The organism is Klebsiella pneumoniae, assembly GCF_000742135.1.
Classification (GTDB): domain Bacteria; phylum Pseudomonadota; class Gammaproteobacteria; order Enterobacterales; family Enterobacteriaceae; genus Klebsiella; species Klebsiella pneumoniae.
Map to the genome: position 1 here is coordinate 439,828 of NZ_KN046818.1, position 14,446 is coordinate 454,273.

14 protein-coding genes are annotated in these 14,446 nt (G+C 55.6%); 8 read left to right on the forward strand and 6 right to left on the reverse strand.

What is annotated here, in order from left to right; translation table 11 throughout:
- The first annotated feature begins 7 nt into the window (after window positions 1-7).
- The 8 genes from DR88_RS22830 to DR88_RS22795 all read left to right on the forward strand — a co-directional run bounded on the left by DR88_RS22830 (window position 8) and on the right by DR88_RS22795 (window position 8,586).
- Window positions 8-2,773 carry a sigma-54-dependent transcriptional regulator gene (locus DR88_RS22830; protein ID WP_004146941.1) on the forward strand — a complete coding sequence of 922 codons (2,766 nt, stop codon included), beginning with the start codon at window positions 8-10 and terminating at the stop codon, window positions 2,771-2,773.
- A gap of 100 nt (window positions 2,774-2,873) precedes the next feature.
- Window positions 2,874-3,296, forward strand: coding sequence for a PTS sugar transporter subunit IIA (locus DR88_RS22825; RefSeq protein ID WP_004177518.1), 423 nt, complete (start codon window positions 2,874-2,876; stop codon window positions 3,294-3,296).
- A 14-nt stretch (window positions 3,297-3,310) separates the two neighbouring features.
- Window positions 3,311-3,781, forward strand: a complete 471-nt coding sequence (locus tag DR88_RS22820) for a PTS sugar transporter subunit IIB (RefSeq protein WP_025861096.1) — start codon at window positions 3,311-3,313, stop codon at window positions 3,779-3,781.
- Window positions 3,782-3,797: 16 nt separating this feature from the next.
- Window positions 3,798-4,577, forward strand: a complete 780-nt coding sequence (locus DR88_RS22815; RefSeq protein WP_002887608.1) for a PTS mannose/fructose/sorbose/N-acetylgalactosamine transporter subunit IIC — start codon at window positions 3,798-3,800, stop codon at window positions 4,575-4,577.
- Window positions 4,555-5,406: a PTS system mannose/fructose/sorbose family transporter subunit IID gene (locus tag DR88_RS22810; protein WP_004146068.1), complete on the forward strand. Its 852-nt coding sequence runs from the start codon at window positions 4,555-4,557 to the stop codon at window positions 5,404-5,406. The genes DR88_RS22815 and DR88_RS22810 overlap by 23 nt, the downstream gene beginning before the upstream one ends.
- A gap of 12 nt (window positions 5,407-5,418) precedes the next feature.
- Window positions 5,419-6,480 carry an SIS domain-containing protein gene (locus DR88_RS22805; protein ID WP_004146945.1) on the forward strand — a complete coding sequence of 354 codons (1,062 nt, stop codon included), beginning with the start codon at window positions 5,419-5,421 and terminating at the stop codon, window positions 6,478-6,480.
- A 17-nt stretch (window positions 6,481-6,497) separates the two neighbouring features.
- Window positions 6,498-7,508 carry an SIS domain-containing protein gene (locus DR88_RS22800; RefSeq protein ID WP_004146946.1) on the forward strand — a complete coding sequence of 337 codons (1,011 nt, stop codon included), beginning with the start codon at window positions 6,498-6,500 and terminating at the stop codon, window positions 7,506-7,508.
- Window positions 7,509-7,641: 133 nt separating this feature from the next.
- The gene (locus DR88_RS22795) at window positions 7,642-8,586 is read left to right on the forward strand and encodes an Rpn family recombination-promoting nuclease/putative transposase (RefSeq protein WP_021313592.1); all 945 of its coding nucleotides are present in this window, start codon (window positions 7,642-7,644) and stop codon (window positions 8,584-8,586) included.
- Between the two features lie 54 nt (window positions 8,587-8,640).
- Here the strand turns inward: DR88_RS22795 and opgB are convergent, their stop codons facing one another.
- The 6 genes from opgB to DR88_RS22765 all read right to left on the reverse strand — a co-directional run bounded on the left by opgB (window position 8,641) and on the right by DR88_RS22765 (window position 14,369).
- A complete protein-coding gene (opgB, locus tag DR88_RS22790) occupies window positions 8,641-10,932 on the reverse strand; it encodes a phosphatidylglycerol--membrane-oligosaccharide glycerophosphotransferase (RefSeq protein ID WP_004146948.1) in 2,292 nt (763 codons plus the stop codon).
- Window positions 10,933-11,189: 257 nt separating this feature from the next.
- Window positions 11,190-11,681, reverse strand: coding sequence for a YjjA family protein (locus tag DR88_RS22785; RefSeq protein ID WP_002887620.1), 492 nt, complete (start codon window positions 11,679-11,681; stop codon window positions 11,190-11,192).
- A 65-nt stretch (window positions 11,682-11,746) separates the two neighbouring features.
- Window positions 11,747-12,484 carry a replicative helicase loader DnaC gene (gene dnaC / locus DR88_RS22780; RefSeq protein ID WP_002887623.1) on the reverse strand — a complete coding sequence of 246 codons (738 nt, stop codon included), beginning with the start codon at window positions 12,482-12,484 and terminating at the stop codon, window positions 11,747-11,749.
- Window positions 12,485-12,486: 2 nt separating this feature from the next.
- Entirely contained in the window at window positions 12,487-13,026 is a 540-nt protein-coding gene (dnaT, locus tag DR88_RS22775; RefSeq protein WP_004178536.1) for a primosomal protein DnaT, read from the reverse strand.
- 102 nt (window positions 13,027-13,128) lie between these two features.
- Window positions 13,129-13,602, reverse strand: coding sequence for a threonine/serine exporter (locus tag DR88_RS22770; RefSeq protein ID WP_002887631.1), 474 nt, complete (start codon window positions 13,600-13,602; stop codon window positions 13,129-13,131).
- Complete coding sequence (locus DR88_RS22765) at window positions 13,593-14,369, reverse strand: threonine/serine exporter family protein (protein ID WP_016946263.1); 777 nt, start codon at window positions 14,367-14,369, stop codon at window positions 13,593-13,595. The genes DR88_RS22770 and DR88_RS22765 overlap by 10 nt, the downstream gene beginning before the upstream one ends.
- Window positions 14,370-14,446 lie beyond the last annotated feature (77 nt).

The window sequence follows — 14,446 nt, forward strand, 5'->3', positions numbered from 1 at the left end:
GGATGCGATGCGTAAAACGGAACTGTTGGCTTTTTTGCAAAATCAGACCGATTTTTTCGATCCGGATAACCTGAGCGAGGTCTTTACCGCCAGCTGGCTGGCCCGGCGTTTCGCGATGCAAAGAAATACCGCCAGCCATTATCTCAATCAGCTGGTCGCTCAGGACGTGCTGGTGAAAATCAACACCCGGCCGGTCTATTTTCTGCATAAAAAAGCCTTTTGCCAGCAGTTCTACCCGCTTTCCCGCAGTGAGTATGCCAGCATGGCGGAGTTACTCGCGGAGAGCGACCGCCAGCCGGAGCAGGCGGACCATTTTTCGTTGCTGACCGGGCATGACGGCAGCCTGCGTAAACCGATTGAGCAGATGAAAACCGCGCTGTTTTATCCTAACGGCGGGCTACCGCTGCTTATTACCGGCGACAGCGGGACCGGCAAAAGCTATATGGCTGAGCTGATGCATGAGTTCGCCATCGCCCAGGGGCTGCTGGCGCCCGATGCCCCCTTTGTGAGCTTTAACTGCGCGCAGTATGCGAGTAATCCGGAGCTGCTGGCCGCCAACCTGTTTGGCTACGTCAAAGGCGCGTTTACCGGTGCGCAGAGCGATAAAGCGGGGGCGTTTGAGGCGGCAAACGGCGGGATGCTGTTTCTCGATGAGGTCCATCGCCTGGATGCTCAGGGGCAGGAGAAGCTGTTCACCTGGCTGGATCGTAAGGAGATCTACCGGGTGGGGGAGACCGCGCAAGGCTTGCCGATTTCGCTGCGGTTGGTGTTTGCCACCACCGAAGATATTCACAGCACTTTTCTCACCACCTTCCTGCGCCGAATCCCGATCCTGGTTAGCTTGCCCGATCTTCAACACCGTAGCCGCGAGGAGAAGGAGGCGCTAACGCTACAGTTTTTCTGGCAGGAGGCGCGCACGCTTGCCGCCCGGCTGCAACTAACGCCGCGATTGTTGCAGGTCCTGACGCAGTATGTTTATCGGGGCAACGTCGGCGAGCTGAAGAATGTGGTGAAATACGCCGTGGCGTCAGCCTGGGCCAGGTCTCCGGGCCGCGAAATGCTGACCGTGAGGCTGCACGATCTGCCGGAGAATGTCATGGCCGCGACGCCAGCGCTCAGCGAAGCGATGGGCCAGCAGGAGCCGCTGCTTATCGAGCCGCAGACCAGCCTGGTCTGGCTGCTGCGTGCGCGCGACCCGGTACAGGGGCTGATCTATGACGTTCAGTGTCGGGTTCTGGCGCAGTATGAAGCGGTGCTGAATAAAAAAACGGTCTGGGAAGAGGCGCAAAGGAGCATGGGGGAAGAGATTGAAACCCTCTTCGATCGGCTGATCTTTGATAATCATGACTCCAGTAGCCCGCAGATGCTGCTGCTGATCGCTCATCAGGTTCGGGAGGAGTATTATCGCCTGGAAAAGCGCTTCAATATCCAGTTTAACGGCAACTGCCTCTACGCCCTGAGCCACTACCTGATCCACCGATCCCGACAGGCGCAGTCCACGATAAACAATGAAAAAGCCCGCCAGCTGGAGGACTTCCTGGTACAGAAGTTTCCGCTGCTGTATCGCTTTTGCGAAGCGATCCTCGGTGCGTTGACGCTGAAGCTGGATATTGAACCCCAGCGTATCGACCTGCTGCTGTTAGTGCTGTGGTTCCACAAGAATGGCGCCATCAGCCAGCAGCAGGTGACCCGGGCGATAATTCTCGCTCACGGTTACGCTACCGCCAGCAGCATCGCCAACGTGGCGAACCGCTTGCTGAAAAGCCAGCTCTTTGAGTCATTCGATATGCCGCTGGACGTGACGCCGGAGGCTATCGCTAACCAGGTGATGGCCTACATAGAGAGCCATGCCCTGGCATCAGGATTGATAATCCTGGTCGACATGGGATCGCTGAACGCCATTCACCGCCATTTTAATCGTCGCCTGAGTACGCCGATGGCGATCATCAACAATGTCTCCACCGGTATGGCGATGTACGTCGGGGAGCGCATTTTGCAGGGCGTTATGCTGGAAGATATCGTCCGCGAGATCGGCGATGACCTTGCGATTGAGCACCAGCTCTATTACCCGCAAACCGATAAGCCGCGGGCGATTTTAACCACCTGCGCGACCGGTCTGGGCGCGGCGGCGAATCTGTCGGCGCTGTTAAAAGCCAGCATTCCTGAAGCGCTTGGCATTGATATTGTGGCCTGCGATGTGGAGACCCTTGCCGATCCCGCGCGACGGGAGCCGATGCTAAGCCGCTATGAGGTGCTGGCGATCGTCGGCACCCTGGATCCGCATCTTGCCGATCTACCCTGGATCTCGCTGGATTCGCTGATCTCTGGCGAAGGGAGTCGTCCGCTGATGCGCATTTTTGGCGAACTGGCGACGGCGGAGCAGGTCAGCGAGATCAACAACCTGATCCTGAAAAACTTTTCGCTGCGCCGGGTGATCGAGTCGGTGACGATCCTCGATACGGCTAAGGTGATCAACCAGGTTGAGCAGTTTTTGCTGCGCTATGAGCATCTGGCCGGGCGCGATGTACCTAACGATCGTAAGGTCGCGCTGTATGTGCATATCAGCTGTCTGATAGAGCGATTAATTCGTCACGCTTCCCCAGCCCAATACACTGGAGGGCAGTGTCCGGATCGCGCGCTGGCTACGCTACGCGAGGCCTTTAGTGTCATAGAGAGCGGGTATAGTGTCAAAATTCCCGTTGTAGAGCTCTGCTACATTCACGATATCCTGACGCGGGAAACGGAATTTATTCAGGAAGATCAAGACTTTTAACACATCTCTTCTTTTTTATCCTTGCGTTAGCCGACGCGCCACTGTTTCTGGCACGTCGGTTGCAATTAAGAAAGCAGTGGAATGCGCTTTCGAGGTAAGGATGAAACGACACTATATTTTTGCCAGCCATGGCAGCTTTGCTAACGGTTTGTTGAACTCCGTGGAACTGATCCTCGGTAAACAACCCGATATACATACCTTGTGTGCCTACGTGGAAGAAGAGGTCGATCTGACGCAGCAGGTGGAAGCGCTAGTGGCGCGTTTCCCGGCGCAGGATGAGCTGATCGTGATTACGGATATTTTTGCCGGTAGCGTGAATAACGAGTTTGTTCGTTTTTTATCTCGCCCACATTTCCATTTATTATCCGGTTTAAATCTGCCGTTAATTATTGACTTGCTGATTTCCGCAGCGGAAGACGATACCGAAAAATTAATTACCGAGGCATTAACAAACGCCAAAGAGAGCATTCAGTACTGCAATCAAACGATTGCCAGCGCGATGACTATGGATAAAGACTTCTGAAATGAGGAAGCATGATGATTACATTATTAAGGGTAGACCATCGATTACTTCACGGCCAGGTGGCCTTTTCCTGGACCCAATATGTCGGCGCCGATTGTATTTTAATCGCCAACGATAGCGTCCCTGGTGATGAGCTGCGGAAAACCACCATTAAGCTTGCCAAACCGCCCTCGGTGAAGCTGGTGATTAAAAATATAAATGATTCTATTGAGGCAATAAAAAGCGGGGTTACCGATAAATATAATTTATTTATTGTTGTGGAGTCGGTTAATGACGCCTGGCGTATTGCCAGCGCCCTCGACGAAATAAAAAGCATAAATCTTGGCGGAATAAAGGCTAAAGAGGGCAGTAAAAATATCTCTAAGGCGATTAATTTACTGCCGACAGAAATAGAACAGCTACAACAACTGGTGGGCAAGGGCGTCGAAGTGGAGATTCGCCAGGTCCCGAACGATCGCAAACAGCTTTTTGCGGAATGCGTGTAATTCCGGAGGACAGATTATGGTAGAGGCTCTCTTACTGGGTCTGGTGGCGTTTATCGCGCAATCGGAATATGCCTTAGGGACGTCGCTAATTTCACGGCCTATCGTCACCGGGCTGCTGACCGGGCTGGTGCTGGGGGATGTACAGACCGGCGTCATTATGGGCGCGACGCTGGAGCTGGCGTTTATCGGCTCTTTCTCCGTTGGCGCCTCGATCCCGCCCGACGTGGTGACCGGCGGTATTCTCGGCGTGGCGTTCGCCATTACCTCTGGCGCAGGCACAGAAACGGCGTTGCTGCTTGGCCTGCCTATCGCCACGCTGACTTTGATCCTGAAAAACATCTATCTGGGGATGTTCATTCCAATGCTTAGCCAGAAGGCGGACGGGTATGCGGAACGGGCGGATCTCCGCGGCATTGAGCGGATGCATTTGATTGCCGGATTCGGCCTGTCGCTGATGCTTGCCGCGGTGGTCACCGTCTCATTCCTGGTGGGCAGCAACGCGGTGAAATCCCTGCTCGATACGATCCCGGAATTTATCAAACATGGGCTCAGCGTCGCCACCGGCATCATCCCGGCCCTCGGCTTCGCGATGCTCGCCAGGCTGCTGATTAACAAGAAAGTGGCGCCGTATTTTTTCCTCGGTTTTGTGCTGATGGCCTATTTGAAAATCCCGGTGACCGGTATCGCCATTCTCGGCGCTATCGTGGCGGTGGTCATGGTTAACGTCACCGCATTGAATTCACCTCGTATCACGACAGAACAAGGAGTCAGCGATGACGACGAAGATGATTTCTGAAGAGACCCTGCAGCCGCAGGCGCAGGAAGAAACCCGGATTACGCCGCGCGATTTACGCCGGGTGTTCTGGCGCTCTTTCCAGATGGAGTTCTCGTGGAACTATGAGCGGCAGATGAATCTCGCCTTTGTTTACGCGTTGATCCCGGTGCTGAAGAAGCTCTATCCGCGCAGAGAGGAGCTGGCCGCAGCGCTGAAGCGGCATCTGGTTTTTTTCAATACCACGCCGCATATCGTCACCCTGCTGCTGGGGATCACCACGGCGATGGAAGAGAAAAACAGTCAGCAGAAAAACATGGATGCCACTGCGATTGATAACGTCAAAGCCTCACTGATGGGACCGTTAGCCGGGCTGGGTGACTCTTTCTTTTGGGGGACGCTGCGCCTCATCGCCACCGGGATCGGCACCAGCCTGGCGCTGAAGGGCAACATCCTCGGGCCGATCCTGTTTCTGCTGGTGTTTAACGTGCCGCACATTCTGGTGCGCTGGTGTTTTACCCGCTGGGGCTACGTACTGGGCACCGGGGTCCTGCAGCGGATCCAGAAGAGCGGAATGATGGAGAGCCTGACCTACGGGGCGTCGATTATCGGTCTGATGGTAGTCGGGGCGATGACCGCTTCAATGATCGATATCACCATTCCTCTCTCCTTCGGCGCCGGGGAGGCCAAAACCCAGGTACAGGACATTATCAACGACATTCTGCCCTGCATGCTGCCGTTGGTGAGTTTTGGCATCGTCTACTGGCTACTGGGACGGAAAGTTAAACCGCTCTCAATTATTGGCGGCATGGCGCTGGTGGGCATTCTGGGTTCGTGGATCGGATTGTTTTAACGGGAGTGAGCTATGCGACCAACAATGATGACATATATCAGTGAAGAGCCGGCCTGCCTGGCGCAGATCCTGCGCGACTACCGGCAAAAGCTGGCGCCGATTGAAACCTTCGTCCGCCAGCACCCGGTACGGCGGATATTATTGCTCGCGACCGGATCGTCGCTGAATGCCGCGCTGTGCGCGCGCTATTTCTTTGAGCAACGCTTCGGTGTGCTGCTTGACATTAAAGAGCCGTACAACTTCACCCATTACGACGCGATCGACCCGCATGCCGATCTGGTGGTGGCGATTTCACAGAGCGGAAAAAGCGCGTCGACGCTGGAGGCGATGCGTAAGGTACAGGCTTCCGGCAAGTCGGTTTTCGCCCTGACCTCAGATCCGCAAAGCCCGATAGGATGCGCCAGCGATGGCGTTCTGGATATTAATACCGGGATCGAGAGCGTAGGGTTTGTGACCCGCGGCTTTAGCGCGACGGTGCTCAACCTGTTGCTGATAGCGCTGATCATTGCTCGTAAGCAGGAGAAAGCCAGCGAGGTCGAGGAGCAGCACTATCTCGCTGAATTGCAGCGGCTGGTAGCGGCGATCCCGGAGGTTATCGTACGCACCTCGCGCTTTATTGACCGCCATAGCGAAACGCTGCGCAGCGGCGAGCGCTTTGTCGCCACCGGCTACGGCGCGCTGGTTGGCGTGGCGAAGGAGTTCGAAACCAAATTTACCGAGACGGTGCGCGTGCCTTCCAGCGGCTTTGAGCTGGAAGCCTATATGCATGGCCCCTATCTGGAAGCCAATGCCCGCCATGTGATGCTGTTTATTGAAGATACGCCGGACGCGCGAACCCGGGCGCTGCGCGACTATCTGGCGCCGTCCATTGGCCGGGCCTTTACCCTGACGCTGGGTGACGAAGAGGATGCTCAAACGCTGGCGCTAAACTGTCCGTGCGAGCATCACCTGGCGCCTCTGCTGCTGATTGTCCCAGTGCAGATGCTCGCCTGGCATACCGCAGGACTGAAAGGCATCGATCTGGCTAAACGTATTTTCGACGATTTTGACCGCGTCTTAAAAAGTAAAATCTGAATATTCAGGAGAAAACTATGTTGGGTTTTAATCAGGACGAGTACCTGACCAGTGCTCGCGAGATCATCGCTGCGCGTAAACAGGCTGAAACCGTAGCCGACGATATTTATGACAGCGGCTGTAGCGCATTATTTTTTGCTTCGGTAGGTGGTTCCCTGGCGCCGATGATGGCAATTAATGAATTTGCCAAAGAATTAACCAGCGTGCCGGTATATCTTGAACAGGCCGCGGAGTTAATCCATCGCGGACATAAAAAATTAAATAAAGATGCGGTTGTCGTTACGTTATCTAAATCCGGCGATACCAAAGAGTCGGTCGCCATTGCCGAATGGTGCAAGGCACAGGGGATCCGCGTGGTGGCTATTACTCGTCACGCCGACTCGCCATTGGCTGCCGCCGCCAGCTGGCATATTCCGATGTGCCACAAAAATGGCGTGGAATATGAATATATGCTGCTGTACTGGTTATTCTTCCGCGTCATTTTTCGTCACGGCGAGTTTGCTGATTATGCGCGATTTGCCAGCCAGCTCGAGTTACTGCCGGAAAATCTCCTGCAGGCGAAACGCCAGTTCGATCCCCGAGCGGATAGCATTGCCGCGCAATACCATGACTGCGACTATATGATGTGGATTGGCGGCGCGGAAATGTGGGGCGAGGTCTATCTGTTCTCAATGTGTATTCTCGAAGAGATGCAGTGGAAGCGGACGAAGTCGGTGAGCTCCGCTGAATTTTTCCACGGCACCCTGGAGCTGCTGGAAAAAGAGGTTCCGCTGTTTCTGGTGAAAGGCGAGGGGAGATGCCGGGCGCTGGACGAACGCGTCGAGCGTTTTGCCGAAAAAATAACTGACCATCTGGTGGTTATCGACCCGCGCGACTATCCGCTGAACGGCATTGATGACGCGTTCCGCTGGATTATGGCGCCGTGCGTGGTGTCCACCCTGCTGGTGGACCGGCTGGCGGCCCACTTTGAACACTATACCGGCCACGACCTCAATATCCGCCGTTACTACCGGCAGTTTGATTACTAAGCCGTGATGATGGCGGCCAGCCGGGCTGGCCGCCATGCTATTCTCCGAGGCGCTTCCCAGAAAATTGTCGTCAAACCCAACCGGGTAAAAACCGGTGATAGAGTCCGGCTTACCTTCTCTTTCAGGCAAGCGGATGGCCATGAAAAAACGGATGACCTCGACGCCGCACGATGCGGTCTTTAAGCGATTTCTTCGTCACCCGGAGACAGCGACTGATTTCCTCACCCTCTACCTTCCCGAAGCGATCCTTCAGCGGTGCGATTTCTCTACCCTGAGGCTGCAATCGGCGAGCTTTATCGATGAGGATCTGCGCGCCTGGTATTCAGATGTCCTCTGGTCGGTGCAGACCACCTGCGGCACGGGGTATGTTTACGTGGTGATAGAGCACCAGAGCTCACCGGATAGCCATATGGCCTTTCGCCTGATGCGCTATGCGATTGCCGCAATGCAGCGCCACCTGGATGCCGGGCACAAAACGCTGCCGCTGGTGGTGCCGATGCTTTTTTATCACGGTGCAACCAGTCCGTATCCTTTTTCCCTCAACTGGCTGGATGAATTTGCCGACCCGCAGCTGGCGAAGACGCTGTATGGCTGTCCGTTTCCATTGATCGACGTGACGGTGATGCCGGACGATGACATCGTGCAACATCGGCGAGTCGCCTTGCTGGAGCTGATGCAAAAACATATTCGCCAGCGCGATCTCAGCGGCATAACGGAGTCGTTGGCGGCCGTTGTGATGCTGGGATACACTAACCGTCGACAGTTGAGAATGCTGTTTCACTATATGCTGCAGTACGGTAATACGGTCGAGCCGGGCGTGTTTCTCCGCCGGCTGGCCCGCCGTCTGCCACAGTATGAGGAGACATTGATGTCTATCGCGCAAAAGCTTAAGCAGGAAGGTCGGCAACAAGGCCGACTGGAAGGCCGGGAAGAAGGGCACCTGGAGGGCTTGCAGGAAGGCAGCCGACGCGAGGCGCTGCGCATTGCCGGCAGTATGTTACAGAATGGCCTCGACAAAGAGATGGTACAGAAGATCACCGGACTGTCGGCTGATGAACTACAGCCGCTGTGTGGTTAACGTCCTGCCACGACAACCGCTGCCCGGCACGAAAATCCGCCGGGCAGGATTGCGTTAGCCTTCGCTTTTCACCACTTTGATCTCCACCATGCCGATCCCCAACTGACGCGGGGAGTGGCCGAGGATATTGCCCTCGTTAGTGGTTTGCGGGTCCGGCGGGGTGATGATCAGCGTGTTGCTGCGCGTTGGGTTGTCAAAATGCAGCGTCGTGGTAGTCACGTCATTATCCAGAGTGAGCACTTGCTCACTTTCTCCAACTCGCACCGGAATTGGCTTATTGGCGTTTGGGCCATAAGCTTTGGCGGTGATCACCAGATCAAATTTCTCCGGCAGCGGCTCTTTATATTCAATCTTCACGTCGCTGCCCAACTGAGCATTGGACCACCGCCCCCACGACTCGGGACGCGAAATACCGCTGAACTGTTTAACCTCTTCCGGGGCGCCAGCGACGTTAAACACGAAGCTGTCGGCCTTATAGCGAATATCGTTGTCGACAATTTTCAGCGTATCGACGTTGCCCTTATAGCGCTCCATATCGATAAGGGTGTCCCTGAAGGCGGTCTTGCCTTGCCACTGCGGCTTATCAACGTGCTGGACCTTCTGCTCACCCCCCAGCTGTCCCTGCGAGACGCACCAGTCGGTGGAGAGCGCCAGCTCAGGCGACCACAGCTGGCCCATTTTATAGCAGCGATCGACCCACACGAAATTATCCCGTGGCGCGAAATCGGCCAGCTGGAAGCGCAGCGGCGCAGAGTATTCACTCTCCGGCAGCGGTTCTACGCGCTGGTCAGATACCCGCAGCAGCAGCGGCAGGCGGAAATGGCTGCCGGAGAAAGCGATCATATTTTTCTGCGAGTCGATGGTGAAATTCTTCATTTCTTTGGGGAAATTCCACAGGCGGATCACGTCAGGCTTCCATGCCAGGACTTTCTCTTTCATATTCATGAAAATACCGGAGAGCGACTGGCCGGAGAGGCTGCTACGCCCGAGGCCGATATAGTTATCGCCGCCGAGAATATCCAGCACCGTCGCGCCGTTATCCATGGTGTTGCGTTTCACCGCCAGGGTCTCCTGCTGCGGTTTATCGCCGCGCAGGACGAAGAACAGATTGCTGCGATCGTGCTTGTTGAGATAATCCCAGGCGCTGTTCTTCATGGCCAGGTGATCGGAAGAGACCACGATGACCGTGTTTTTGAAATAGGGTGAGGCTTTAATCTTCTCTATCAGCGCGGCGATATGTTCCTGACTGCAGCTAACGGCGCTGAAAGAGAGGTTTTTCTTGCCGTCCACATCATAGCGTTTATGCTCGCAGGTGCGTGAGATAAAACCGTCGGGATGGTGGGTATCCACCGTCAGGGCGAAGAGCGAGAAGCGTTTCCCGGACTGCGACAGCTCTTCGAATTTTTTCCAGGTCTCGTCGAGCACAGTGTCGTCATAGAAGCCCCAGTCGTTGCGGTAGGTAGGATCCGCCACCGTAGTTTTTAGCTCTTCCGCCCCGTACAGATGATCGAAGCCGTGGGATTTAAGAAACACGTCTTTGCCGGCAAAGCGCAGGTTAGCCCCCTGCACAAAGTAATTCTCGTAACCGGAGTTCTTCAGAATATCGCCAAGGCAAATATTCTGTGGAAAGAAGCTGGAGACTGAGGCTGAGGCATTACCTTCGAACGGCGCGAACAGCGGAATGCCGCACTGTGAGGCGACCATGCCGGCGATAGTGTAATCGGTCCCCGGCAGCTGCATGGTATTGCTGAAATCAATGGCCTCAGCTTTAATTCTGCCAAGCTCAGGGGTGAGGTTGGGGAAGGCGTCGTTATCAAAATAGGTGCGCTCGAGACTTTCGCCATAGATATAGACCAGGTTCAGCTGCGGATTGTCGATTTGCTTCGACGGCTCTTTATAGTACGCGGCAAAGTCTGGATCGCCCTCGCGTGACTGGGATTTCACCAGCTCGCTGATCTGATGGAAGGCCGGGCTGGCATCAACGGAGGCCAGCGCCAGCAGTAGCGCCGCCAGGCTGTAACCGACGTGATGAGGATGATGCCGACGGCGGCGCAGCACCCAGCCGAGGGCGCCAAAGACGGCGACCAGTGCGACGGCCACGCCGACCCCCGGCAGTATATATTTGCCGATCCCGGCGCCGGTCAGGCTGTTGGTCAGAGTGTAGAGTACCGCGTCGTTGATGCCGTCGCCGGTGAAGTAGTCACTGGCGTAGAGGGTGATATTCAGCACCACGAACAGGCCTAACACCGTGAGCGTGGCGGCAAACCACCAGGTGTTACGACCCGCTTTCCAGGCATACAGCACCACCGAAGCTAAAAATAAGGCGATGGATAACAACTCTGACACAGCTCATCCTCATTAATGCCAGTTATCGGCTGGCAGAACAGATTACTTTTCAAGCCCCACTGTAATTGCAGCGCCATCTTGCTGCAATTCTAGCGTCATGAAAGTGTGCAGTTATTCAGAATTGGTTTAGAAGTTGCCTTTTTTGATCGGCATCGCATCGGGTGAAATGGGAAAACGGAACAGGAAAACTGCAAAAAAAAGCGTTTCAGGCCGCGGCGCCGCCGCGAAGGCAACAAATGCGGCCTTGTCAGTCAGGATCAGGAGAGGAAATTAACACCCTGTTTTAAGACCAGATCGCAGGCTTTGGTTTTTACCTGTTTCGCCAGCGAGCTATTGCCGAGCGTATTCAGGTCCAACTGCTGGCCGTTTTTGCTGTTGAGCAGCCCCTGCAGGCCATCCAGATAGCTGGTGTCCTGTTTTTGTTTTTCCGGCGTGCTAAGTCCCAGTTTATCCAGCACCTGATTTTTGACGTTATCGGCGCTGGTCACGGAGGCCAGCTTCTGTTTCGCGCAATATGACAGGATCCCGGCCGCATTATTCATGCTGCTGGCGGTCAGGGATTGGCTGCTGCCGTTAAGCAGGCTGGTTAGCGAGGAGACGGACATGCCGCCGCTGGCCTGGGCGTTACTGCCGCTGAGCTGGCTGGCAGCGCTGTTAAGGGAATCCTGCCAGGAGGCGGCGTGGGCGCCAGAGAGGGTAAACGCGCTAACGGCAAGCGCGGCAATAACGCTATTTTTAAACGATTTCATAGACGGACTCATAAGCGTGACTGAATAATCGCTTTAGTATAACGCCGTCGTCGCCCGGAAATCTCTTAATACTCCTTGCCTGTAACGCGGTGCCGGTAACTTTCCCAATTGAAGATAACCCACAGGCTGTTGCCGAGCCGCATACGGTCCATCACCCGCTCGCCGAGCAGTTTGTTCATCTCTTCCATATTGCTGTTGGTGAGCATCCCGGTAGGTCGTTTGGAGGATGAGCGCCGGTCAACTATCTGATTGATAATGACCTTTTCATAGCGAGACTCCGTCTGCATACCAATTTCATCGATCACCAGCAGGTCGACCATGCTGAGGTCGTTAAGCAACTGTTCTTCGCTCGTTTCCCGGTTGCCGAAGGTATCTTTCATCGCCGACATAATATCGGCCACAGTGATGATTAAGACCGACTTCCCGCGCAGCAGCAGCTCGTTGCAAATGGCTGCCGCCAGGTGGTTTTTGCCAGTGCCCGGTTTACCGGAGAAGATAAAGCTGGCGATATTGCCATCGAACTCTTCCACGTACTGGCGCGCCCGGGCGAGCGCATTCATCTGCCCCTCGCACTCGACGCGATAGTTATCAAAGGAGCAGTTCTGATGCAGCGGGCGGATCCCCGAGCGGTTGAAGGTGCGCTGCATTTTCATCGCGCGATTCTCTCGCTCCAGCGCTTCGGAACGCAGCCGGCCTTGCTCTTTTTGCCAGGCCAGCAGCTCTTCGCCGGTTTTAAACGCCGGTTCAATATGTGCCGGCATCATTTTCTGCAGGCGTTTCATCAGGTCGCCAACGTTTTTCATGCTCATCCTCGGAAACCTCGCGGAATATGGCTGTCGGGTTCGCTAACGCTGTTCACATCGCGCTTCGGCTGTCCGCCGTTGCTGGCGCGGCTGATTTGCACGCTACGCGCCAGCTTCTGCTGCCACTGCACGTGGTGAAAGACTTTACCTTCCGCCTGCCAGTAAGCGACGAAAGCGGCCAGCTCTTCGGGGGTAACCGGCTGGCTCAGGGCAATGCCCCACAGCGCGGCCAGGCGCTGAAAATCGGCGTCAGGCCGCCACCCGGCGTACATAGCAAATTTGCCCATCGGCACCGCAACCGGCGCCGCGGCGGGCTCCTCGAAAAACTGCGGGTCAAGCGCGATGTCGCTGCCGGGGCGCGCCAGCCTGGCTTCCAGCTCCAGCAGTTGCGCCAGCCGCGCTGGCGTCAGCGCATAGAATGCCGGCGCGTTATTGGCAAAAACGGCAACGGTGCCGTCAGTCGATTTTGCCAGCAGCGCCGCGTGCTGCTGGAGGAACTCTTCCAGGCCGCTAAAATGGGAGGTTAAAATTCGCGAAGACATAACTCTATCTCAACTCTGAACTGCAAAGAGTGGGGTGATCTGCACATAGTAGCACAGAGGCCATCGCGGAAGGAGCGTCGCGGATTAACCGCGACGTCGGGGTTAGACGCGAGGACGCTTACGATACAGCCACAGGCCGGGTATCGACAGGCCAATCGAAAGGGCGCCCACAATCGAAGAGGCCTTTAAAAAATTGCTCAGCAGCAAAATCATCATCTCTTCCGAATAGCCAAAATGACTGATTTTTACCGCGGAAATCATCGCCGTGTAGGCTGAGATGCCAGGAAACATCGGGATCACGGCGGCGACGGTAAAAATCTTCGGATGCGCCAGATACCAGCGCGACCATTGAATGCCAATGCTGCCCACCAGCAGAGCGGCGAGAAAGGTGGCCCATTCAATGTTAAAACCGGCGCTCATCATGATCATACGCGAGCCATGGCCAATCGCCCCCAGCAGCGCGCACCAGCGCAGAGCGCGCTGAGGGACATTAAAGACCATCGCAAACCCGACGGCGGGGATCGCCGCCAGCAGCATGTCTTCCGCCAGCGCAAAAATAAATGAGATTATGCCCATCCGCGCAGCCCCCATACGGTCATGGCCATCACCACGCCAATGCAGGTGGCGAGGGTTAGCAGGCTGGCAATCGCCCAGCGGGCGAGTCCGGTATTGATATGCCCTTTAAACATATCGGCGACGGCATTGATTAATGGAAAACCCGGGACCAGCAGCAGAACGCTGGCGGCCATGGCAATGGTCGGCGTGCTGGCAAACGTCGGGAGGCGCAGCAGCAGCCCGGAGATGGTGGTGGCGACAAAGGCGGTGATGCAGAAGTTGATCTGCGGATGCATGGAGCGATGGGTCAGCACCTGGCGAATGTACATGGCTACCGTGCTGGCGCAGAAGCTGACCAGCGCCCCATCCCAACCGCCGTTATTCAGTTTGCAGAAACAGGCGCAGGAAAGACCCACCATCAGCACCAGCAGCCAGCGCGGATAGCGCAGGGGAACGATCTGCGCAAAACGCTTCTCGACGTCGCGATAGTCCAGCAGCTTATGCTCGGCGAGGATCACAATGTGCTGCACTTCCGTCACCACATGCATATTAATGCCGCGATCGACATTTTTGCGCGTAGAGGTAAGACATTCGCCATTTTTAATGGTGGTCAGGACGATGGCATTCGAAGAGATGGCGCTTTCAACGCTGTCCATCCCCAACGCCAGCCCGAGACGTGTTGACAGTTCCTCCACCAGCGCACTCTCGGCGCCGTGCTGTAACAGAAAAAGACCACACTGGATGCATAAACGTGTGATTGCCCGCTGCTGTGTCCGATCAACCTGCATACTTCCTCTATTGTTCACGACGCCTGGTATCTGCCGATACTTTAACCTGAAGCGCAGTGGCGGCTGAGGGGGGGGAT